Source organism: Burkholderia crassaminum (genome assembly GCF_964265005.1).
In the GTDB taxonomy this organism is placed as follows: Bacteria; Pseudomonadota; Gammaproteobacteria; order Burkholderiales; family Burkholderiaceae; genus Burkholderia.
Map to the genome: position 1 here is coordinate 818,310 of NZ_OZ183799.1, position 22,545 is coordinate 840,854.

Consider the following 22,545-nt stretch of genomic DNA (forward strand, 5'->3'; position numbering starts at 1 on the left):
CTCTCGGTTTCAATGTTGTAGTTGGGCGAATACATGATCGATGCCGTACTGCCAGGGTTGCATGTGCAGATCGAATGTATTGGCGAGCTTGCTGCAATTCAGCCGTGAATTCGCGGGGCGTGTCGCGGCTGTCGGATATGCACTGGTGGGGACGGCCTGAATGGCGTCTTGCTTCAGTTTCAATGCGATGCCGGATTCTTCGGCGAGGTGAACGACACGACGCGCGTAGTCATACCACGTCGTTTCGCCTGCGGCGGCCAGGTGATACGTGCCCCAGTCGCTGAACGACGGGGAAAGCACGCGGGCGAGCACGTGGGCGGTCACGTCGGCGATGAAGGCGGCCGTGGTCGGCGCACCGACTTGATCGGCGACGACGTTGAGCTGCTCACGCTCTTGTGCCAGCCTCAGAATCGTCTTGAGAAAATTCTTCCCGTGTGCGCCGACAACCCAGCTTGTACGCAAAATCAAATGACGGCTGCATGCTGCGCGAACTGCAGCTTCACCTGCCAGCTTGCTCTGCCCGTAGACCGACAAAGGATGCGTGGGGTCGTCTTCGAGATACGGTTCGGCTTTCGTGCCGTCGAATACGTAATCCGTCGAGTAGTGAATGAACGGGACGTTCCTGCTTGCCGCCCATGAGGCTATGACGCCGGGAGCATCGGCGTTGATCGCATGTGCCAACGCGGCCTGGCTTTCCGCGAGGTCCACTGCCGTATAGGCGGCCGGATTGACAATGACATCCGGTTGCAATGCGGTGAGCCGCTCCGCAAGCGTGCCGATGTCGGAAAGATCCAGGTCTTTGCGTTTCGGCACAAGCAGTTCGCCGAGCGGTGCCAATGCACGTTCGAGTTCGAAGCCGATCTGGCCGCTGGAGCCCGTGATCAGGATGCGCTGCATGCATCGGCTCCATATTGCAGGTCGATCCAGTCGCGATAGCTGCCGGACGTGACGTTCTGTACCCACGCCTGGTTGTCGAGGTACCAGCGCACCGTTTTCCGGATGCCGCCTTCGAACGTCTCTTCGGGTTTCCAGTTCAGCTCCCGCTCCAGCTTGCGAGCATCGATTGCGTATCGGCGATCATGCCCGGGGCGATCCTGAACGAAACTGATCTGGGTTGCGTACGACTGCTTGTCGCTGCGAGGCTGAAGCTCGTCAAGAATCGAGCAGATCGTTCGAACGACTTCGAGATTCGTGCATTCGTTCCAGCCGCCCACGTTATAGGTTTCGCCGACGCTCCCTTGTTGCAGAACACGTCGAATGGCCGAGCAATGATCCTTCACGTAGAGCCAGTCCCGGACTTGCTGGCCGTCGCCGTAGATCGGCAGGGGCTTGCCTGCCAGCGCGTTCAGAATGACGAGCGGAATGAGCTTTTCCGGGAAATGGTAGGGACCGTAGTTGTTGGAACAGTTGGTGGTCAGTACCGGCATGCCGTAAGTGTGGTGCCACGCGCGGACGAGATGATCCGACGCAGCTTTGCTTGCGGAATAGGGGCTGTTGGGCTCGTAGCGCTTTGTTTCCGCGAAGGCCGGATCGTTGGGGCCGAGCGTGCCGTAGACTTCGTCGGTCGACACGTGAAGAAAGCGGAAAGCGTCACGCTTCTCGTCCGGAAGCCCGCTCCAGTAGCCTCGCACGGATTCGAGCAGGTTGAAGGTACCGACCACGTTGGTTTGAATGAAATCGCCCGGGCCGGAAATGGACCGGTCAACATGGGATTCAGCGGCGAAATTGATGACCGCGCGCGGGCGATGCTGTTTCAGAAGATCGGCGACCAGCTCTCGGTCACCGATGTCACCGCGGACGAACGTGTGTCGAGGGTTGTCGGCAAGTGACGCAAGCGTGTCGAGATTGCCTGCATAGGTCAGTTTGTCCAGGTTGATGACAGGCTCGTCGGAGCTGGCAATCCAGTCCAGAACGAAGTTTGCGCCAATGAAACCCGCACCGCCGGTGATTAGCAACATAATGGTATCGACAATAAATATGAGTAAATTGGGCAGTGTGCTTCGACGAAATTGGGTATTCGATACCCATATGCGCTTTCGTAAATCGGAAAGGCGTCGGGGCGCATACTCGATTTCCGCTCTACCGCGGCGAAGCACATTGAAGGATTTGCCGCACGAATCGAATCGTGCGGCGGGATATTTACGTGTGGATTACCGGAAAGTCGTAACTGTTGTCATGACGGGGTAAGCCACGGAGAAGATCACATTGAGGAATTTTTGCAGTTCCGCAATTGGCGCATTTGATACGTAGACCACATCCTTGTTGTCCATCATGAAGCTTTGCGCAACGAAGAAACTGTTGGGATCCTTCAAGTTGATTCGATAAACGACCGGAACCAGGCCGTTGGGTGCCGTTTTGACTGGTTGAAGCGGCCATTGGAGCGCATTTGCCTTCTCGAACCGGAAGATGAAGACGCCCTGTGCGTCGGAGCGCGAGTCGTTCAGGCCGCCCATGCGACCGAGTGCCTGGGCCAGCGTAATGCCCTGCGCTTCGAAGTTGATTTCCTCGTTTTTGCCGGTCGCACCGAGCGCCGTGAAGCTATTCGGCTGATACAGCGCCGTAACGACGTCGCCGGGCTGAAGTGGAACGTTCTGGCGCGGATCCCGGATGATCGTTTCCAGCGGCAGCGACTGTACGGTTTTGCCGCGTGTAACCTGCAGCGTCATTTTTTCGATCGGCTGCCGCACGCCGCCCGCGCTGGCGAGTGCGTCGAGGATGCGCTCGCCGCTAGGCGTCAGCGGCATGCGTTTGCTGGAATTGACGTCGCCGACGATCGTGACGTAGGAGGTCGTGTTCTGCACCAGCCTGACCAACGTCTGGGGCTGATTGGCCTTGCCCTTCAGTCTCTCGGTGATCGCCACTCCGAGTTCCTCGGGCGTACGTCCGGCGGCCTTGACCGGCCCGACGAACGGGATACGCACATTGCCGTAGCTGTCGATCGTCTGATCCGGCAGCACCGTTACGCGCGCATTGGAGGTGGTGTTGGGCCGCCCGTCCGTCGAAGACGTGCCAAACAGCAAAGCAGGCGGGGCCTCCCAAATCGACACCTCGATGACGTCGCCGGCGCCCAATTGCTGTGAGGTCGTCGCGCGTTCGCCGAGCGTTTTGGAAAAGTCGCCGGCCATTTGCAGGGAGAGCAGGCGCCGGGCGACGTCGTCGTTGACGTCGACCACCTGAATGCCGATCGAGCTCGGATTGGCGGGTGCCTGCGTGACGGCCGACGCGCTCGGTCCGGACGTCGGGATTGTCGAGCAGGCCGTGAGGGCCATTCCGCACAGTAGCGGCAGCGTATAGGTCAGGGAGTGTATGCGACGCATGTTACGAGTATCTTAAATTTTAGGCTGATCGTTTGAGATCGCTGCTTCTGGGTAGACCAGCAGCGGTCACGGAAAAAGGGCGGCGATGTATTTCGGTTTCGAGGGTTGTATCCAGTCGACCTGCGTCGGACGAGGCGCGAGGACCGGGTACATGCCTGACGGCCCGGGCCGACTGCAAAGCGCCCGCGTTCGGCGGGGGGGCGGCCGGTTTTGCGTCGCATGCGAATTGCGACATGTAGCAGGATGAGCCATTCAATATGCCCGGTTTGGTTCGAAAAACATCAGTGCTTGCCGGAAATTCAACAGGCACCATTTTAAACAATACCGTACTCGAAAATGCGCATTGATCCGGCGCGGTCGGAGCGACTGGATCTATCGCGCGACTCCGGCCGTCCCGGCTGATATCGCACCGAGAAAGCGTTCCCACTGAGGCAGGATGTTCTTTGGCTGATACCGGGTTGCCATTTCGTGTCCCAATGCTTTCAATTCGGAACGTCGCATTTCAGCGCCGTCGTCATAGGCAACGCGACCAATCGCATCCGCCAGGCTGCGCGTGCAGTGTGGATCAAAGTACTCGGTTGCGTCGCCGTAGACTTCACGGTGGACCGCGATGTCGGATGACACCACGATCCCGCCGCTGGCCATGGATTCCAGGCCGGAATAGTCAAAGCCCTCCGCGAGGCTCGGGCAGACGGTCGCGACGGCGTGCCGATACAACGTACACAAATCTGCAGCGGGAACCCCGGACAGGACGAACAAGGCTCCGGTATCGATCCACGCGCGCATTTCCTGGGTCAGCACCTCGCTCCCCCAGCCAGCGCTTCCGACGAAAACGAGCTTGATCGATGGATCGCGATCCGTCATGAGCGTCGACCATGCTGCCAATAGCCGAGCGTGATTCTTGCGGGGCTCGATCGTGGAAACCATCAATAGATACTTGAACGGTTGCCGATCCAGCGCGTTGGCGTAAAAGCGCTCCCTCGACTCGGTCGTTGAAAAGGTAGGATTCAGCGGGCCGACCGGGGTGATGTGAAGCCTTACGATCTGCTTGACCCGATCGGCAGGCGCGGTGGTTTCGCGGAAATCGGTCGAGATCATGTTGTGAATCGTGACTGAGCGATCGCGCAGCTCGGGAAGCAACGCGATCAGGCCCTGTCGTGTCGTTTCGGATACGCACGCAAAATACGCACCGGATTTTGCATTGCTGATCAACGCATGCATGTGCGTGGCTTGATGGCGGACCTTGTTGGCGATCGTGTCGGGCATCATGATCGGAAAGGCGTCGTGATAGCGCACGACGAACGCAACATCACCGGGGATTCTGCCGGGGTACGGAGTCTGTGCAATGAACACGCCGGCTCGATCCAGCGCGAGGCGCGGATAGATTGCCTCACGCCCGAATTTCAAGGTTAGAAGTCCTGCACTCTGCAACACGTTCCAGGGAACCGTGCAGACGCGTAGATCGCGCGCAGTGACGATCTTGAAATCGTCTGCCGGCAGGGTCTTCTCGAACAGGCGGCGCCAGACGAATTCCTCGAAGCCGTGAGGCGTGAAGCGAGTGAGTCGCACGTGAGCACGCGCGGGACGCAACAGCGCGAACAGCGCCAGCGCGTATGCGGTTCGGCGAGAGCGGACATAGGTGCGAACCGTCGCCCAAACGCCTTTGGCGCGCGGTTTGTCCATCGATACGACAACCCGCGTACGTTCACGCACGGCGGCAAGCGTCATGTCCGGTTCGCGAGCCGAGTTGTCATCAGCGCCAGGCGCAAGAAACGCGAGTGAGGCCTGAAGCAGGCCTTCGACCTCGATCGACGGGCACTCGCACAAGCCTCGAAACAGCAATCTCGTTTCCTGCGGAATGCCGGCATGGCCATCGAGGGCGGGCCGCATTTCCAGAAGGACGCTAAAAGTTCGGTTGTTTGTCATGACGGGATCAGGTTTCTTCTCTGTTCGAGTAGCCAACCGGATCGGCAGACGGTCGATCTTCGAATATCGCACGCGGATGTTCCGATGCGGAGCGGGCCATCCTGGTAGCGCCCAGACCTGCTCTCGGCGGCCATGCGATCTGGCACTGGGCTCGATCCAGCGTCAGATTCCGGCTATAGGCCGGATCATCCGCCATGAAGTCTGCCCAATGTTGCCGCATGTACGCAACCTCGCCGTCGGAGCGCCGTTTTTTTTCCGGCGTATCGTCTTCACCGCGGGTTGCCGATTCGTGATGATAGAGTTCAGCGAACGGTGTCCAGATGATTCGATATCCTGCGCTCTTGATGCGTAAGCAAAAGTCGATGTCGTTGAAAGCAACAGGCAGGGACGCTTCGTTGAGGCCGCCGATTTCGACATAAAGCGATTTTCTGACGACGAGGCAGGCAGCCGTGACGGCAGAAAGGGATTGAACGACTGCAGCTCGAGCCTGATAGCCCGGATCGTGCCTTCGCAGCCCCCGGTGGAGATGATCCGCGGCGCCGCTGAGACCGAGAATGACACCGGCGTGCTGCACGGTGTCGTCCGAATACAGGAGTTTTGCGCCGACTGCGCCGACTTCGGGGCGCGTTGCCTGCCCCAGCATTTCTTCCAGCCAGTCCGGGCTGATGACCTCAATGTCGTTGTTGACGAGAGCAATATAGTCACCGCGCGCCCGCGCGCAAGCGCGGTTGTTGAGCGCGGAATAGTTGAACGGCCGGTCGTCGCGAACTATCTCGATGCGTTCATGCGTTGACAGCGTGGCGAGGTAATCCAGCATCTCGCGCTCGTCGGAGCCGTTGTCGACCACTATGATCTCGTAGTTCGAGTAGGTCGTTCGGTGCAGGATCGATTCGATGCATTGGCGCAGGAGCGAGAGCCCGTTCCTGGTGGGAATAATGATGCTTACCATCGGGCCCGGCTCAGGTAGCCGGTAACGGACCCTGTAGCCGTGAGCCGTCATGCTCGCATCCGCTGCGATTCCGGTCCGCTGCAGATGGTGCATGAGTGCCAGGTATCCAGCGTGCTTGTCAGCATCGGTGGCCGTATCGAACTGATCCTGGGCGCCGGCGCGAATGTGGTAGAGGATTCTCGGAATATGCACGATGCCATTCGGTCGGGCTGTTCCGATGCACCGCAGCGCCAGATCGTAATTCGAAGCGAAACCCGGGCGCGGATCCCAGCCGCCCGCGGCTTCGAACAGGCGAGAATGGGAGGCGCTCAAATGGGAGATCGTGCCGCGAGCCAGGAACAGATCTTCGTTCCAGTCGCATTTGAAGTGCGGGTCCTTGCGTGATCCGTCTTCATCAATGCGATCCTCGTCGGAATAAATCAGCTCCGCGTACGGCACTGCATCGACGGTCTCGCAAATGGCAAACAGCGCGTGCTGGGGCAGCAGATCGTGCTGGCCAAGAATTGCGATCCACGATCCGGATCGAATCAAGGCGTGGGTCAGCTCGTCTCGGCGAGTCGCGTGATCGGCGATCGGCAGAATTTTCACGCGGCTGTCGCTCAGTGCGTGATGTTCCAGCAAGCGCAGAATCTCTGGATCAACCATGTCGGGAGCGACGATATGAAGCTCCCAGTATGGGTAGATCTGCGCCTTCACATGCTGAATGGTTGCGTTCAGCCAGGCGGCATTCGGCCTGGACAGCGCCATCGCCAGTGCGACGGTGGGGCGATCACGGAATGAACCGATGTGACGGCTCATCCGGGTAAGTGCATCGCTGTTCGGCGTGTCGAAACACTCGACCCAGTCCGAATAATCGACGAGAGCATCCGGGTTTTCGAAGAGCTGGCAGTAGTCGCGCCACATATCTCGTTCAGGCCCGGCGCTCGCTTGCCGAGTCGATGACGCGCCGGATGTTTCGAGTTTGTACATCGGATGCAGCGCGCTCAGCTTTCGATGCATGCGCGAGCGTGCGAATCGGCCTGTCACGCGAGCCAACCTGAATTGCGTGACCTCGTCACTCGGGTGCGCAGATTCCATCTGCAAACTGACGCTTCCGGGCGAAGACAGGCGAATGAGCCGTTTGCTGACGTGTCTCGTGCTCGTCGTTACCGAGAACGATTCGATTTCGCCACTTTCCAGGACGGCGACGACACGAACCGTGACGCTGGGGGCGGCGGCACTGGCCCGGAGCTCCAGCATGTACCACCCCGCCTTCACGCGAGCACGTACCGCATAGGATTTGCACGGCCGCGAGTTCTTCGGCTGATCGGTGTCGTCCGGAAGACGCCGCAAGTGCGACATGTTCCAGCTCAAGCGAAAGAACTCCAGATCGATCATAAATGGCAAAGTGATGCGCTACGTCATGACGGAAGGCAGATTGCCGAATCGATGACAGGCTCGTATTTCGGGTCCTGCATGCACATGACGGGGACGATGTGTCCCCGTCATGACGCGACAGACGCGGAGCGATCTCGCGAAGGGAGCAGAAGATCGAATCGCGTCCTGTAATGCCGGTTGCGTCGATGAAACGTCGGTTACGCCAGTTTCTGCAGCGCGTCGCAGACGTGATCGACTTCGGCGTTGCTCAGGTATTCACCCATCGGCAAGCTCAGAACGGATTGACTGAGGCGGTGCGCGACGGGCGTTGCCTGGCTGTAGTGCTGCATGTCCGCGTAGCAGGTTTGCTCGGTAGGAATCGTCGGGTAATGGATGCCGACGCCTACCCCGGCCTCCGTCAGTTGGCGCTGAACGGTGTCGCGATCCCGGCACACGATGACGTAGTTGTGCCAAACCGATTGCAGCCCGAAGTCGAGCAACCGGAAGACCGGAGCGGACTCGTCGACGTTGCCGATGGCCTGATCGTAGCGAGCGGCGATAGCGCGTCGCCTTTCGATGATGCGATCCAGATCCTTGATCTTCAGGGACAGGAAAGCGGCCTGGATCGGATCGAGGCGGCTGTTGAAGCCGATGGAATCGTGACGATATTTGACCGAGCTGCCGTAGTTGCCAAGCTCGCGCACGCGCTGTGCGAGTGCGCTGGAGTTGGTTACCACGCATCCGGCATCCCCGACTGCACCGAGGTTCTTGGAAGGGTAGAAGCTGAACGTCGCAATGTCACCGAACGTTCCTACCTTGCGGTCGAAACGGATATCGCCGTGAGCCTGTGCCGCATCCTCGATGACGTACAGGCCGTGTCGCTTGGCGATCTCGTTGATGCGCTCCATGTCGGCGGTCGCACCATACAGATGGACGACGATGATCGCCTTGGTACGCGGCGTAATCGCAGCTTCGATCAGGTCCGGATCGAGGTTGGCCGTTCGAGGCTCGACATCGACAGGGACATTGATCGCGCCGACGTGCGTCACGGCAAGCCATGTCGCAACGAACGTCTGCGCCGGAACGATGACTTCGTCACCCGACGCGATGCCGAGCGCCTTCAGTGCCAGCGTGATGGCGTCGAGCCCGTTGCCGACTCCGACGCAATGCTCGGTGCCGCAATATTCAGCGAATTCCCGTTCGAATTGGCTAACGAGTCCACCGCCGATGAACGTGCCGTCGTCGAAAAGCTTCGATGCGGCGCCGAGAAAATCCGCCTTGTAAGGCGCATTCAGGCGACCCAGATCCAAAAAAGGTACATTCACAGCACGTTCTCCCGCGGCGATTTGACAGTTTTGAGATATTGATGAAAGTCGTCATAGTTTCTCAGATAGTCCGACTCGCTATATTGCTCACTTGCGAGCACGGCACATACGGCGCCGGACGTGAAACTGTCGACGACGCGCCAGATGTGAGGGCAGACGTAGAATGGCTTGTTCGGTTGATTGATCAAGACCGTCCGCTTGTTCGTGCCGTCGTCGAGGTGCAGCTCGTAACAGCCGGCGAACGCGAAAAACACTTGATGCAGATTCTTGTGCGCGTGCCCCGCGCGTTCGACGCCGAACGGCACATCGTACAGAAAGTAGAATCGCTTGACGTCGAACGGCAGCGCGCCTCCATTTTCAATGAACGACAGGTTCCCGCGGCGATCCGAGAACTGCGGAAGGTCGATGAATCGACACATGTCAACTGAGTAGGTCATGTTTGATGGCGTCGGCGACGTGTTGAAAATTGCCGTAGATGACCGGCGGTGCATTTTCAAGATCTCGAAAATGCGTCTCAAAAAAAGAATTGCTGCGCTGCCCGGTAGAAAGCAGGTAAAAAGGCAGCGCTGCCGCTACGGATGCCGACCAGTCACTCTCGGTGTCGCCGACGTAGCAGCAGGCGCCGTGATGTACGAGGCGCTGTGCTTTGGAATTGCCGACCCCGCCCAGTGGCGAGACCGTTTCCCAGATCGGAAAGAACTTCAGTAGATCCAGCGACACGAGTTGCCGTTCGAGCAGAGCGGCGTTGCGGCGCGCGGACAGCAGCATCAGATCGGCCGATGCTGCCAGACCGCGTAGCGCGTCGGCAACGTCCGGCAGCAGTCTGTCGTGCTCGCTGGCCTGTTCGCTCTCGACGATGTCGATCCAGGTCGTCGCGATCTTGCTCGCCGGCACTTCATCCACACCCGTCGCCATCAGCGCCTTGAGCGTGGAAGATCCATTGCGTTTCAGGTTCCAGAACGTGTCGAAGGCGTCGTAAGTGACGTGATGCAGCTTCGACGCCTCGTCGAGCGCATACAACTGTTTCTCTTTGCACGAAACGAGCGTGCCGTCGAAATCGAGGGCTACTAGCGGGCGATGTGGCTTCATGACGAGAAGGTCACAATTTCTTCGTAATGGCGGCAGACGATCGCTTCACCACCCTGTGCCAGCCGGCGCAGGCATGCGCTTTTGAATTCGGATGCTTCCTGGAGATCCAGGAGCGCGGCGAAATGCCACTGAAGCAGCGGAAATCCTGCTGCGACGGAAAGCGCCGTACCACCACCGCAACGGGGATTGATGTCGATGATCTTCAGGTCACCGCTTTCGATGTCGCCGATTACCTGGAAACAAAACAGGCCCTGGAGTTCGAACACATCCGCAATGCGGCGCGCGAGCGCGTCGGTGTTCGGGTGCACGAAGACGCGCGCCTTCGTGCATACGCCAGCCTTGGTTTCGAGACGTTCGCGTGCGACGGAAATCAGGTCGGAGCCGACACGAAGAACATCGATCGTGTATTCGTCGCCGGTGCACGGCTGTTGATACACGATGGAATCGGTCAAGTCCGCCTGACGATCCAGCCCGTCGAAGTTCGTCACCCGGCGAACGCCGACGCTTCCTACGCCTGATCGCGGCTTGCGAATCAATGCATGGTAGTGCTCGATATCGCTCGACTGCAGCTTCGACCCGGGAATCGTATCGGGAACGGGGAGGCCCGCCTCGCGACAGATTTCGAAATTCAGCAGCTTGTCGTTTGAATTTCGCACGCTGTCGGCCGACAGGGCCGGCAGCCGCACACGCGCCGGAAATCGGGCTCGATGTGCGGTGACGGCAAGAATTTCAGCATCGTGGATCGGATAGATCGCATCAACGCCTTCCTTTTCGCAGATTGCCACCAACGCCGAGACGAAGGCATCGGTATCGCTCGCGAGCGGTACTTGATAGTGCGTGGTGTTCCAGCGAGCGGGGGCCGCAATCATGTGGCGCTCGTTGCTGTCCGTCGTCACGACCCTGACGCCGGGAGTTTGCGACAGGCTCTTGATGACATTGACTGCCGTGGCGGTACCAGCGGCAGTGACAAGGACGCACTTCTGAATATTGGTAGGCATATCGACTTTTGCGTTCACAACGCTTCACCCAATCATCGGACGTGCTTGATAGAACGACCGATGCTTCTCTTCCATGAACTTGAACAATTTGTCCATCAGGCCATGATCCAGGTGTTGATCGGCTGCAATGCCGAATCCGCACGGATGGTCGCCGGTCTTTTCCGTGTCGAATACCACGACTCGATGTTCGTGAGTCGCGGACAGGAATGAATCATAGGACTTCAATTGTTCAATCTGAGTTTCCGAGCACGCATACAGGTAGGGCAAATCGACGGACGAGAAGTCGATATGCGCGCCGTCCTGGAAGCAGCCCTCTTCGATCAGTGCCGTGACGAGAGGCGACATTGAGTCATGAGCCGGGACGAGATACGGGACGCCGCTGTTGTCTTGCAGTAGATGGGCCGAACTGACCTTTCTCAATGCAAGTCCCTTGCGTAGCAGGCCGAGCGCCCGTACGGTCTTGATCCGCATTGCGTTGACTTCTTGCAAACGCTCTGTTTCCCACATGCTGATACGCTCGAGGACCGCAGCGTGCAGTAGTGCGATGCCGGAACAGTAAGCCGTGACCGTTGTCAGGCTGTGGTCGAGCGCGCGAACGAACTCGATACGCCGGTCCGAATCGTTGTTCAGGCCTGCATAGAAGTGCTCGAAACGACCGCTCATCAGTACCCGCATCAGCGTCATGAGCAACTCGTACTCGCTCTGCAGCCGCATCTGCGAGCCCGAGCTCAGATTGTTGTTGTGCAATCGATACGAGCAAGTGATCTGCTTGGTGGACACAAAACGGCCGTGCAACAGCAAATTGAGCCATAGCTCGTAATCCTGCAGCCGCTCGTTCGACGCGCCCCAGTACGAGATGTCGAAGAAATCGCGGCGGAACATGGACGCGGGTGCGCAGAGGAAATTCCCTGCCGTCAGTTTTGCGAGCAGCGTCTCATAGCCATCTTCGTCGATGCGGCCGTGATTGAACACGGTGGCGACCATCGGCTTGCTTTGCGCATCGATATAGGTGACGCCGGCGAAGGCGGCGCTCGCGTCCGGATTGTTGTCCAGCGCGGCGCAAAGCTCAGACAGGTGATCAGGCGACCAGACGTCATCCTGGCCGATTTGCGCAATATAGCGTCCACGTGCGAGCCGCGATGCGTCAACGAGTGCGGCGCATACCCCCAGATTGACCGGCTTGCGCAAACGCCGAACGGAGAGGGTGTGGCTGCTCATCCAGGACGTCAATAGATCCCAGCTTCCGTCGGTCGACCCGTCGTCGACAATGATCAGTTCGAAATCGGTCAGGTTCTGCGATGCAATGGACTCCAGCATTTCCTGCAGGTAGGCCTGTCCGTTATAGACCGGCAAGAGGATGCTGACTGTCGGATTGGAACTTTTCTTGTTCATTTGTAGCGTGTTTCCATCAAACGACCAGCAGATGTGATGCCGAGCGGCTCTTGTTCATTTTCGGTGCTCGCTTGGAGCTCAGGACGCCGATGTTCTGCGCCGTCAGCTTGGCGAAATCAGCTGGACTGAGTCTGTCGTCGATCGTTTCCAGCACCGGAACGTTGTTCAGGTGTCGCGAGACGCTGTCGTAGATCCGACTGTCGCGAGGAAGCTTTTGTCTCGGCACGACGAGACATTTTCCGGTGATGAAGTCGTCCAGGTAAGCCAGAGGGACGTTGGACAACGCATCAAGTAACGGATGGTCTCCCCGACCCATCTGATGTTCCGAAATGACGGTCATGCGGTGCGTATAGACGTCGAAGCGCGAGCAAATCAGCTTTGCCAGTTGCTTCCGGTCTTGCGCGGACGCAGTGGGATACCGGTATCGAACGAGATAGCGTGCTTCGTCGTCGAGCTCGATGTTCACCAGCGGATCCAGGTCGCGGTAGAGGCTCTTGGCGATCTCTATCCGTTCACCGTCAGCAAGCGGCTTCTGGCCCAGACTCTTGGCAGTACTGTCATCATGAACCCGCCAGCCATAGCTGGGATAGGGCATGTATTTGCTTGAAATCTGTTGCGATCCGAAATGCCGGATGTAACCGAGCGCCAACCAGATGTCGAAGCAACTGCGATACTTTTTGACGGCATCCGGTTCCTTCTCGATCAGTGCCTTGCAAATCGACGTGCGGAACAGCGTGATGTGATGCATGTAGAAGTAATGCATCGAACTCAGCGGATCGAATGTCGGCTTGGCAAAATGGACATTGACCTCCTGCCCGAATCGGACTTCGTCGGTATAGATGAGGTCGTGACGCTCCCCGTCCGCGTTCAGGTGCGCGACGATCGGCGCAAGGTCCACCTCGTCGTCATGGTCGAGAATGGCGACGTACGGCGTGGTGGCGGCGTTGATGCCGCTGGTGTAGGACGCAAAGATCCCCTTGTTGACGTCGTGCCTGACATACCTGATGTTCGGAAAGCACGATTGCATCCTGTCGATGAACGACTCGACGTGAGGGACGGCCGGGGAGTCGTTGACGATGACCCATTCGATTGAATCACGTACGGCCCAGAGTGACGTCGCCAACCGTTCCAGGTAATAGGCCGACGTCTTGTAGATCGGCGTGATCACGGAAAAGAGCGGGGTATCTGCATGTGCCGTCGCACGCACGACGGGCAGGTGATGTTCGCCAAGGGCGTGAGGCAGCCTGGTCAGCGACGCATGCAGGCTCGAGACTTGCTCGTTGGTCGACGCCGCGACGCGCGCGAGCGCATGCAGCGAATTCTCCAGATCATTTAGCTTCCGGTCCTGATCTTTGCGATGACGCGTCCACGGCGCCGTGAAGCTGAAAATTCGCTTGAGCCTGGTCGCACGGATGGCGCGGTCCAGTCCGCTCATGTCGACCGAGCGTGCGCGGGCTTCCTTTGAGTTTCTCAGCTGCCCGAGAATATGAAGCTTTCCGATGCCGTTGCGGATACGGCGCAGATAATATGCTTGGCCCTCCTGATCGGCTTCCCTGCCCAATACTGTTCGATATGCAGCAAGGACGAATGCTTCGTCATCCAGACCGAGCAACTCGTCCAATGTAGCCGGAGGAACGTTGTGCGAATAAGGGGGGGAACTGACAGTCATTGGTAAACCTACCTCAATTTTTCTTGCGATGTATTTTGCTTCGGTGGTGTGACAGGGAATCTTGGCGCTCTCCCGCCGCCTGTCATTCAGTCAATTCATCGTGCCTTGCTATCTCGCAGGGCTGATCCAGCGTCCAATTCGTCGTAAGGGCGAAGTGAATTTCCATGAGGCACTCGCCTTGAGCCGCTCCAGCTCGTCGCGGGTTGCTTGCAGGTCCTGTTCGAGCATGTGTACCCGAGCGCCGGTTGCGCTCGACTGCGCCTTGTATTCCGTTGCTTCGGCCTGATGCTGCCGATCGCGAGTCTGCAGTTCGCGTCGCGCCTCTTCAACATCCGTCTGAAGCGCTTTCACGTCATCGCGAAACTGCGCTTCGCGCGCGACGCGCCTGTCATCGGCGCCACGCAGCGCTGCTTGCGACTCGTCCAACTGGTCGGTGAGCGTCTGGGTCTTCAGCAGGGCCGCAGCCAGGGCGGCTTCCGATTTTTCCTGAAGACAGGTCAATTGCAGGCGATGTCCGTCGCGTTGTTCCTTGAGCGCTTCTTGCCACTGAATTTCTCGACGTGCGTCAGCCTCGACGGAGATGTGCTTCTCGACGACCAGGCTACTGAGATTTTGCTGTGCGGTTTCGATCGCTGCGATCAGTGATTCTCGCTCACGGGAAGATTCCGCTTCAAGCGTCCGTACCAACTGATTGTGGGTGGTTTCGCGAACCAGCGCTTCCTGGTTCCATGCCAATTCGCTTGCGACATGCTCGGCAGTGGCGCGCTTCATGGCGGCTTCACTCAATTGGAGCGCCTGCGACAATTCGTCGATTCGGAGCGTTGCAGTATGCGCATCCGCACTCGACTGCCGTTCCAGCTCCGGAATTTTGTCCTCGAGTATACGGCACAGATCCCGTTGGCGAACGAGTTCCCCGCCATGCTGCATCGCAGTCTGGTAATAGAGGTCGACCTGGGTCGAAAGCGCGTCAATCAACCGGAGGGTGGGTTGCATGCCTATGAGGGCATTGCTCCACTCGACGCATCGCTGCCGCAATTCGGGATCGTCGAGATCGTGCTCCTGGAGTGCGCATGCCCTGAGTGACATGTATGCATCCCGAACCATGGTCGGACACATGGGTTCGTGATCGAAGTCCGCGCTCGAGAAAACCGTGTGCCGTAGCGAATGGTCCAGAAACTCGGTTTCGTAAGCTGCCAAACGTCGGGGGTCGATCGTCAGGCCGAAGCGAGTTGCGCACAAATCAATATAGGGCTGAGGAGTTTCCAGAAAGGTATCGTAATCTACGATGCATCTGGATGTGCCGTCGGTCTGAATGAGTCCTGGCAAGACGTGCTGAAGCCACAGGAGGTAACTTTTCCCGGGGATGAATCCGTTGCGCTCCTTGAGTGAACGAGCGACGCTGACCGGATTGCGCAGGGTGATCAAATAATGCGTCTCGACTTGGCAATGCGCGAAGACCTGCTGCCAGAAGGGAAGTAATTTGGATACCCGCGGATCCTTGAATCCGAATACATCCGCATCGTGGATTTTTTTTTGCAGCAGATCGACTGCTTGTCCGAAAAAGCCCTTGTGACGCAATGTTTCAAAATCGATTTCTTCGAGCGACGTCAGATGATGCCAATCATTTCCCAAGGCATCGAGCATGGCGATGTTGAGCGCATTGAGGTCACCGTCTTCGAAGAACCCTTTTGCGTTGTTTCCTTCAATACCGGGAAGTAATGCGTCACCTAGCTGCACGCCCAGTACGGGGAGCATATTGGTGATCGCACTTGAGCCGCTGCGATGCATCGCAAGAACGACGATCAGTTTCTGACGGTAAGTTGCCACTCAAATACCTTTGCGCTCACGCGCGTCGCTCTATTCTGTTGATAATCGACCAGTTGAATTGGATGGCCGATCGAGTTCCGGCCCGATTTTCCGGAGTATCTTTACATCGGACTATTCGCCTGCGCCGCATGGCGATACGGACTCAAGCGGTGCTGGCCTGATAAAAATCGTACGCTTGGCCTACGTCCGCGAAATTATGAAGTTTTCCCTGCACCAGCACGGCTGCGCGGTCACAGTGCTGACGAACATAGGCGACATCGTGGCTGACGATAATGAGTGCTCGATCCCGTCGTTTTTCGAAAAGCTCGTGATGGCATTTCGCGTGAAATCGACTGTCGCCAACCGCGATAATCTCGTCAATCAGGAAGCAATCGAATTCGATCGCCATCGAAATTGCGAATGCCAACCGTGCCCGCATGCCGGAAGAATACGTCTTTACCGGTTCCCGAAGGTAGCTGCCCAGCTCTGAAAACTCTTGCACGAACGGCTCCGCGCGCTTTGCATCCGCACCGTACACCCGGCATACGAAGCGCAGGTTGTCCATTCCGGTCAGGCTGCCCTGGAAGGCGCCGCCGAAGGCGAGTGGCCAGGAGACGCTCATGTCGCGCGAAATTCGCCCGGCGGTCGGAGGTTCTGCGCCGCTGATCATCCGGATCAAGGTCGATTTCCCGGCACCGTTCCGTCCGAGAATGCCGACACGTTCGCCTTTATTCACGGTCAACGAAATGTCATCGAGTACCGTACGCCGGCCAGTCCGTGTGTGATAAGCCTTGCTCAGGTTTTTGAGAGAGATCATTCCGGCTCCACGTGCTTGCTGGCCTCCCGGACAAGGCACAGACCGATGAGTAGAAGAACCAGGTCGAAGGTCACCATGTAACCGATGTCGTAATGTGCCTTGACGAGAGGGCCAAAATAGCCGGACCGGATCATTTCCACGCCATGCACCATTGGCAGAAGCAAAACGAATTTCTGCGCATACTGGGGCATCCAATCCACCATGAATACCGCGCCAGACAGCGGAAACAGCAGATAGGCGATCGTGTGCCAGACCCGCTCGACGGTTTCGCTGCGTTCGCTCAGCGCGCCAAGTGTGAATCCGAGGCCGCAAGCGAGCGTTGCAATATGAATCCATCCGCCGAGGATCAGAGCGATGTTGTGCGGTGGCGCCATCATGCCTATCCCGATGAAAAGCACGCTCAGGACGAAAAACGACATTGTTGCGCCCGATATCTCGAGCACCAGGCGTGCCATCAGAAGATCAATCACCCTGACATTGCGATGGTAGAGCAGACTCTGATTCGGCTGAATGGCAAGCGAGCACCGACCTGCGCAATTGCGCCACAGCAGCACTGTCGAATAGCCGGTGACGGCAAATGCCGTGATCGGCAGTGTCGAGCCGTGAGTCGCCTTGGTGACGGTCCATAGGGCCGTGACGCCGAGCGTGAACATCATCGGTTCGCACATGATCCACAGGAAGCCCACATTGTGGCGGCCATAGCGCGTGATGATTTCACGCATCAGCAGCGCGCCGACGACGCGGATCTGAATGCGCAACGAGCGAAAGAAGGGCGTGTCGTGATGCACGGCGTGCCGATTAGTCATAGTGCTCTCGGACGCCGGCCAGCAACAGGCTCAAGATGCCCCAGACGATCATGCTCAACGCGAAAGTCTCGAAAATTGATTTCAGGCGTCGCGGTTCGATCGCGATGTCCGGGGTGTTGGGCTCAACAAGACGCTCGAGATAGAGCTGCTTGCGCTGCAATTCTGCACGCGCATTTTCCATACCGGTCATCGCAGAAGCCAGCTGCTTGTCAGCAAACTGCGATTCCAGTTGCAGGCGTGCGTATTGCGCGGCCTTGTCCGACAGGGAGCCGGATCGGCCGGCGACACCGCCGGTGGCTGCCTCGATTTGACGCTGAAGAGTGGAAATGTTCGTTTTCAGCGTCGCGACCTGCGGGTTTGCCGGCGCGGTGGACTGCAACTGGATCAGTTGGCTCTGTGCTGTCAGCAACTGCGATTGCAGGCTGCTGACTTGCTGCAGTTCCAGTGCGGATTGCTTGTCGGGATCAAAAACCGTGTGCGTGTTCCGGTATGCGGCCAGCGCTGCGGCTGCATCCTTCGCCTTTGTGGTTGCCTGGTCGACCTGCTTCTGGGCGAATTGGACGGTATCGTTCGCGGCACGATCATTCATGCGATTGACGAGGCGCTCGCTCAGTTCGAGCAGCGATTCGTTGATCTTTTCGGCGTCCTGCGCGGAGTAGGCGCGGATCTGCAGGGTCGTGATGGCGGATGCAGAGTCGAAATCAACCGAGACAACATGCTTGCGATAGTATTTCAGCAGGGCTTCAAAGCTGTTGTCGAACGACTTCGAGAACCGGCTGACGAAGTCGCCGTGATCGCCGTAAGCGTTGGCAATGTACTCCGCCTTGTTCAACTCCCTTAGCGCATCACGGGACTGGATATAGTCGACTACCGCGTAGGTGTCGTCCTGCGCGCGCGAGAAGCCGGAGCCTTGCAGCAACGCGCCCACGACGCTCGTTTGCATCTGCCGCTGTGGGCTGCGTACAACGAAGCGCGATTCCGAGACGTAAACGTCGGATGCGACAAGACCGAAGTAGGCGACCGCGATCGTGGTCGGGACGATCACGGTGAACGCGAAGAGGCGGTTGATTCCCTTGATGCGTTCCATCAGGGGCTTCTTGCCGTTGTTGGGTGGTACGGTCGTTTCGTTGCTAGATGTGGTTTCCAACGCAATTCCCAGACTAAATATTTTTCCCATCCCGTAGCAACGGGCTTGCGAATTCCGACGAGCGGGGGCAGGGAAGCGCGACGACCGATGCGGCGGTGCATCCCATCTCGGCCGGCAAACGTCGGAGGCGTTGCCTGCCGCATCTGGCGTGCGCCGTCCACGACAGCTTTCGCGTGAGCGCGGCGGCGCACGCAGTAGGTTTTTAAAACGAGCCGCCGATTATAGCTACGTGGAGTGACTCGCGCTATCGCTCGCTGTGAGAGCGCGCATGTTGCGAGATCGCTGATGTTTATATTTTCACAAAGGTACTGTATTCTTCGCCGGTTCTGGAGCACCAGTCTGCTTATTAAAACTACTGCTTAAAACTGCTGCTGGCCTGGCCGTGGGGGGGTCCTTCGGCTGGTTCGCGCGGCCTTGATGCTTTCACATGCAACGCTCCTTTCTTGTCCTGCAGGGTACGGCTTCCCCTTTTTTTGGCAGGCTGGCTGCCGCGCTTCGTGAGCGCGGGCACTGGGTTCGTAGGGTCAATTTTTGTGGCGGGGATCTGATTTACTCGGGCTCGAAGGGAAGCTGGAACTACTCGCACCCGGTTGAGCATTTGGTGGAGTGGTATGGCGACATTGTAAAGTCGGGTAATTTTACTGATATCGTCATGTTTGGCGATTGTAGGGAAATTCATCGCCCCGTCCATCCAATTGCCGAGGCGAGCGGCCTCCGGGTCCATGTGTTCGAGGAGGGATACGTTCGTCCTCATTGGCTGACGCTCGAGTGCGGCGGCGTGAATGGCCGGTCGTCGCTGCCGAAGGATCCTGCTGTTTACTACGCGGCGCGCGGGGCGACGCCCGCCGCCGGGGTTGGCCGCCCAACGGGGTATAACCTGTATGAGCGCACATTTCATGACATCCGCTACCGTGCAGCCAATGCGCTCCTCAGCGTCCGGTTCCCGCACTATCGGAGTCACCGGCCGAAGAATGGCCTGTTCGAATACGCGGGGCTGACTTCGCGGGCGCTGCTGCAGCGGCTTCACCAGGGCGAAGCCGAGCGCGTGACCGCCGAACTTCTGGCGAAAGGCCGGGATTTTTATGTTTTCCCGTTGCAATTGAATTCGGACGCACAAATTATCGTCCATTCCCCATTTGACGGGATCCGTGACGCAATCGACCGTGTAATGCAATCGTTTGCGGCATACTCTCAACCGGATTCATTGCTGGTAATTAAGAATCACCCTCTGGATACGGGATTGATCGAATACCGGCGTTATTCCGAAAGGCTGGCTCACGAGTTGCGCGTGGCCGACAGGGTTCGCTTTATCGACGCCGGGCATTTGCCGACGCTTCTCGATCATGCCAGGGGCGTGGTCGTGGTGAACAGCACCGTGGGCTTGTCGGCGCTACATCATCGGCGGCCGCTGATCGCGCTAGGCGATGCCATCTACGCAATTCCCGGGTTGACCTGGCAGGGAACGCTGGACGAATTCTGGGGGCAGGGGAGCGAGCCGGACATGGATCTTTATCAGGCCTTCCTGGATTACATCATGCATTACACGCAGATCAACGGCGATTTCTACACGCGTACCGGCATTGAGATGGCGGTGCAGGGATCGGTCGACCGCCTGGATCGCGCGAATGCGTAGTCACGGGCCGGCCCACGTCGTCGTTACCGGGGCCAGTGCCGGCCTCGGTCAAGCCATTGCATTTGCCTACGCGCAGCCCGGGGCCGTGCTCGGTCTCATCGGTCGCGATCGCGAGCGGATCGATGCGACCGCTGAGGCATGCCGTGCGCGCGGTGCCACGGTTGAAACCGGCGTCATAGACGTGCGTGTAGCGACGGCGGTGGCGGCCTGGCTCGACGATTTCGACGCCCGTCATCCAATCGACCTGTTAATCGCGAATGCCGGTGTCGCCAGTACGATCGCATCAGCCTCGGATTGGGAGGGGTTGGAGCGCACCGCGCACGTGATCGATACCAACCTTTACGGCATGCTCAACACGGTCTTGCCGGTCATTGAACGCATGGGCTCACGCGGGCGTGGTCGCGTTGCAATGGTCAGTTCGCTCGCCGCGTTGCGCGGCATGGCGATCTCGCCTGCCTATTGCGCAAGCAAATCTGCCATCAAGGCCTATGGAGACTCGGTGCGGCCGCTGCTGGCCCGCCGCGGGGTGGGTGTTACGGTGATCCTTCCCGGCTTCGTGAAGACGGCGATGAGCGACGTGTTCCCCGGCGACAAGCCTTTCCTGTGGAGTGCCGAGCGTGCGGCGGCCTATATTCGCCGCCGGCTCGACGCGGGGCGCAGCGAGATCGCATTCCCGGGCTTGCTCGCGCTCGGCATGCGCCTGCTGTCGTTTTTGCCCGCTGCGCTGGCCGATGCGATTCTCGGCCGCTTGTCCTACTTGCCGTCGAAGGGCCGGGCCAATTGAGCGGGGGCCATACGTGGGTGCCTGCAGTCACCGTTGCATTGTCGTTCGCGTTCGATGCGATCGCCATTCCCCGCGCGCCGTTGCGGCGACCGTTGCTGTCGTCTGCACTTCACATTCTTTCTGTACTCTTTTTATTCGACCTGCTGATCGCCATCACGTCACGGTCGCTATTTTCGGCCTGCGCGGCGCTCGCGCTCGTCGGTCTTGTCGCTGCAGTCAGCAATGCCAAGTACGAGTCGTTGCGTGAGCCGTTCGTATTTACCGATCTCAGTCTCTTCAGCCAGTTGTTTTCGCATCCCCGTCTCTACCTGCCGTTCTTGAGCGTGGGCAAAGTCGCCGCGATCGGAGTAGGCATCGTACTTGTGATCACAGGCTTCGTCGTCGAGCGGCCCGTATCGTCAGGTTCTCCCGCAATGACCTGGCTTGCGGTGGTATTGCCGTTCGCGCTTGCCGTATCCGTCTCCGCACGCCTGCCGCTCACGCTTGATCCGAACGTCGACCAACGGCGCCACGGTTTCTTTGCCGTGTTTGTCGCCTATCTGCTCAATGGCCTGCGTCCTGCGACATTTCGGCGGTTCCGTGAAGTTGTGGCGGCCGGACCGTTCACCATTGGCGAGCCGCGGCGGCGTCCTGACGTGATCGTGATCCAGAGTGAATCATTCTTCGACGCGCGCCGGCTTGGCGACACGATTGAGCCCGGCCTCTTCAGGCGCTTCGACGAGGCGCGTCGCGAGGCCGTCTGGCATGGCGAGATGACCGTTCCTGCCTGGGGCGCGAATACCATGCGCACGGAATTTGCCGTGCTGACCGGCACGGAATCTTTTGCGCTTGGCTATGCGCGCTTTTATCCGTATGCCTTTGTAAGACGTCGAGTCGCGTCACTCGCATCCTGGCTGGGATGTGGCGGTTACGATACAACTGCAATACATCCCTATTACGCGGATTTCTTCGGGCGCAACCGGGTATTTCCGTTGCTCGGCTTTGCACAATTCCTCGATATCGGGCATTTTGCCTCCGCATCGCGTGCCGGCCCGTACGTGGCGGATGCAGCTGTTTCCGAGGCAATCGTTTCGAAGCTAGGCGCGGCGGACCGTGACCGCCCGCAGTTCATCTTCGCGATGACAATGGAGAACCACGGCCCGCTGCACCTCGAGCAGGTTTTACCCGGCGAATCGTCTTCAAGGCATACTCTCGGCGAAGACGCGTCCTGGCGCGACCTGACAGCTTACTTGCGGCATATCGAAAATGCGGACGCAATGATCGGGCGCTTGCTCGATCATTTGCGCGCCAGCGATCGTGAAACGGTCGTTTGTTTCTACGGCGACCACGTTCCCGCTTTGCCCCATGTGTTCCAGAAGCTGGGCGTTTCTCCGCAGCAAAGCGACTACTTCATTTGGCGAAATTACGGCACAGTTGCTCCCGAATGCCGGCATTTGGCCGCCGAAGGGCTGGGGGAGGCACTGCTGCATGTGGTACAAGACGACGGAAATCGTACGGAACAGCCGTGCGCATCCGAGAAAGCGACATAAGA

Annotated in this window: 18 protein-coding genes; 3 read left to right on the top strand and 15 right to left on the bottom strand. The window is 58.6% G+C overall.

Going from position 1 to position 22,545, the window contains the following annotated elements; genetic code table 11:
• Positions 1 to 9: 9 nt before the first annotated feature.
• The 15 genes from rfbD to ACPTTF_RS03810 all read right to left on the bottom strand — a co-directional run bounded on the left by rfbD (position 10) and on the right by ACPTTF_RS03810 (position 18,537).
• On the bottom strand, positions 10 to 897 hold the full coding sequence (gene rfbD / locus ACPTTF_RS03740) for a dTDP-4-dehydrorhamnose reductase (RefSeq protein WP_423370299.1): 888 nt from the start codon (positions 895 to 897) through the stop codon (positions 10 to 12).
• The gene (gene rfbB, locus ACPTTF_RS03745) at positions 882 to 1,958 is read right to left on the bottom strand and encodes a dTDP-glucose 4,6-dehydratase (RefSeq protein WP_423370300.1); all 1,077 of its coding nucleotides are present in this window, start codon (positions 1,956 to 1,958) and stop codon (positions 882 to 884) included. Before rfbB ends, rfbD begins: the two co-directional genes overlap by 16 nt.
• Before the next feature lie 192 nt (positions 1,959 to 2,150).
• Entirely contained in the window at positions 2,151 to 3,317 is a 1,167-nt protein-coding gene (locus ACPTTF_RS03750; RefSeq protein ID WP_166956911.1) for a polysaccharide biosynthesis/export family protein, read from the bottom strand.
• Positions 3,318 to 3,689: 372 nt separating this feature from the next.
• Positions 3,690 to 5,315 carry a glycosyltransferase family 4 protein gene (locus ACPTTF_RS03755; RefSeq protein ID WP_423370301.1) on the bottom strand — a complete coding sequence of 542 codons (1,626 nt, stop codon included), beginning with the start codon at positions 5,313 to 5,315 and terminating at the stop codon, positions 3,690 to 3,692.
• A complete protein-coding gene (locus ACPTTF_RS03760; protein ID WP_423370302.1) occupies positions 5,251 to 7,545 on the bottom strand; it encodes a glycosyltransferase family 2 protein in 2,295 nt (764 codons plus the stop codon). Before ACPTTF_RS03760 ends, ACPTTF_RS03755 begins: the two co-directional genes overlap by 65 nt.
• A gap of 221 nt (positions 7,546 to 7,766) precedes the next feature.
• Positions 7,767 to 8,873, bottom strand: a complete 1,107-nt coding sequence (locus tag ACPTTF_RS03765) for a DegT/DnrJ/EryC1/StrS family aminotransferase (protein WP_423370303.1) — start codon at positions 8,871 to 8,873, stop codon at positions 7,767 to 7,769.
• Positions 8,870 to 9,310 (bottom strand): sugar 3,4-ketoisomerase, encoded by a 441-nt coding sequence (locus tag ACPTTF_RS03770; RefSeq protein WP_059590831.1) that lies wholly within the window; start codon positions 9,308 to 9,310, stop codon positions 8,870 to 8,872. Before ACPTTF_RS03770 ends, ACPTTF_RS03765 begins: the two co-directional genes overlap by 4 nt.
• Entirely contained in the window at positions 9,294 to 9,962 is a 669-nt protein-coding gene (locus tag ACPTTF_RS03775) for an HAD family hydrolase (RefSeq protein WP_423370304.1), read from the bottom strand. Before ACPTTF_RS03775 ends, ACPTTF_RS03770 begins: the two co-directional genes overlap by 17 nt.
• Positions 9,959 to 10,978 carry an ATP-grasp domain-containing protein gene (locus ACPTTF_RS03780; protein WP_423370305.1) on the bottom strand — a complete coding sequence of 340 codons (1,020 nt, stop codon included), beginning with the start codon at positions 10,976 to 10,978 and terminating at the stop codon, positions 9,959 to 9,961. Before ACPTTF_RS03780 ends, ACPTTF_RS03775 begins: the two co-directional genes overlap by 4 nt.
• 6 nt (positions 10,979 to 10,984) lie before the next feature.
• Entirely contained in the window at positions 10,985 to 12,352 is a 1,368-nt protein-coding gene (locus tag ACPTTF_RS03785) for a glycosyltransferase family 2 protein (RefSeq protein ID WP_423370306.1), read from the bottom strand.
• Positions 12,353 to 12,368: 16 nt separating this feature from the next.
• Entirely contained in the window at positions 12,369 to 14,021 is a 1,653-nt protein-coding gene (locus ACPTTF_RS03790) for a glycosyltransferase (RefSeq protein ID WP_423370307.1), read from the bottom strand.
• Between the two features lie 108 nt (positions 14,022 to 14,129).
• Complete coding sequence (locus tag ACPTTF_RS03795; protein WP_423370308.1) at positions 14,130 to 15,848, bottom strand: hypothetical protein; 1,719 nt, start codon at positions 15,846 to 15,848, stop codon at positions 14,130 to 14,132.
• A 142-nt stretch (positions 15,849 to 15,990) separates the two neighbouring features.
• Positions 15,991 to 16,644, bottom strand: a complete 654-nt coding sequence (locus ACPTTF_RS03800) for an ABC transporter ATP-binding protein (RefSeq protein WP_166956929.1) — start codon at positions 16,642 to 16,644, stop codon at positions 15,991 to 15,993.
• Positions 16,641 to 17,450 (bottom strand): ABC transporter permease, encoded by an 810-nt coding sequence (locus tag ACPTTF_RS03805; protein WP_423370309.1) that lies wholly within the window; start codon positions 17,448 to 17,450, stop codon positions 16,641 to 16,643. Before ACPTTF_RS03805 ends, ACPTTF_RS03800 begins: the two co-directional genes overlap by 4 nt.
• Positions 17,443 to 18,537, bottom strand: a complete 1,095-nt coding sequence (locus ACPTTF_RS03810; RefSeq protein WP_423370310.1) for a hypothetical protein — start codon at positions 18,535 to 18,537, stop codon at positions 17,443 to 17,445. The genes ACPTTF_RS03805 and ACPTTF_RS03810 overlap by 8 nt, the downstream gene beginning before the upstream one ends.
• A 487-nt stretch (positions 18,538 to 19,024) precedes the next feature.
• Here ACPTTF_RS03810 and ACPTTF_RS03815 point away from each other — a divergent pair, with 487 nt between their 5' ends.
• From ACPTTF_RS03815 to ACPTTF_RS03825, 3 genes are read left to right on the top strand one after another with little or no spacing between them, the layout of a single operon-like run.
• Complete coding sequence (locus ACPTTF_RS03815) at positions 19,025 to 20,230, top strand: capsule biosynthesis protein (RefSeq protein ID WP_423370311.1); 1,206 nt, start codon at positions 19,025 to 19,027, stop codon at positions 20,228 to 20,230.
• A complete protein-coding gene (locus ACPTTF_RS03820) occupies positions 20,223 to 21,014 on the top strand; it encodes an SDR family NAD(P)-dependent oxidoreductase (RefSeq protein ID WP_423370312.1) in 792 nt (263 codons plus the stop codon). The genes ACPTTF_RS03815 and ACPTTF_RS03820 overlap by 8 nt, the downstream gene beginning before the upstream one ends.
• Before the next feature lie 17 nt (positions 21,015 to 21,031).
• Complete coding sequence (locus tag ACPTTF_RS03825) at positions 21,032 to 22,543, top strand: LTA synthase family protein (RefSeq protein ID WP_423370313.1); 1,512 nt, start codon at positions 21,032 to 21,034, stop codon at positions 22,541 to 22,543.
• The last annotated feature ends 2 nt before the right edge of the window (positions 22,544 to 22,545 follow it).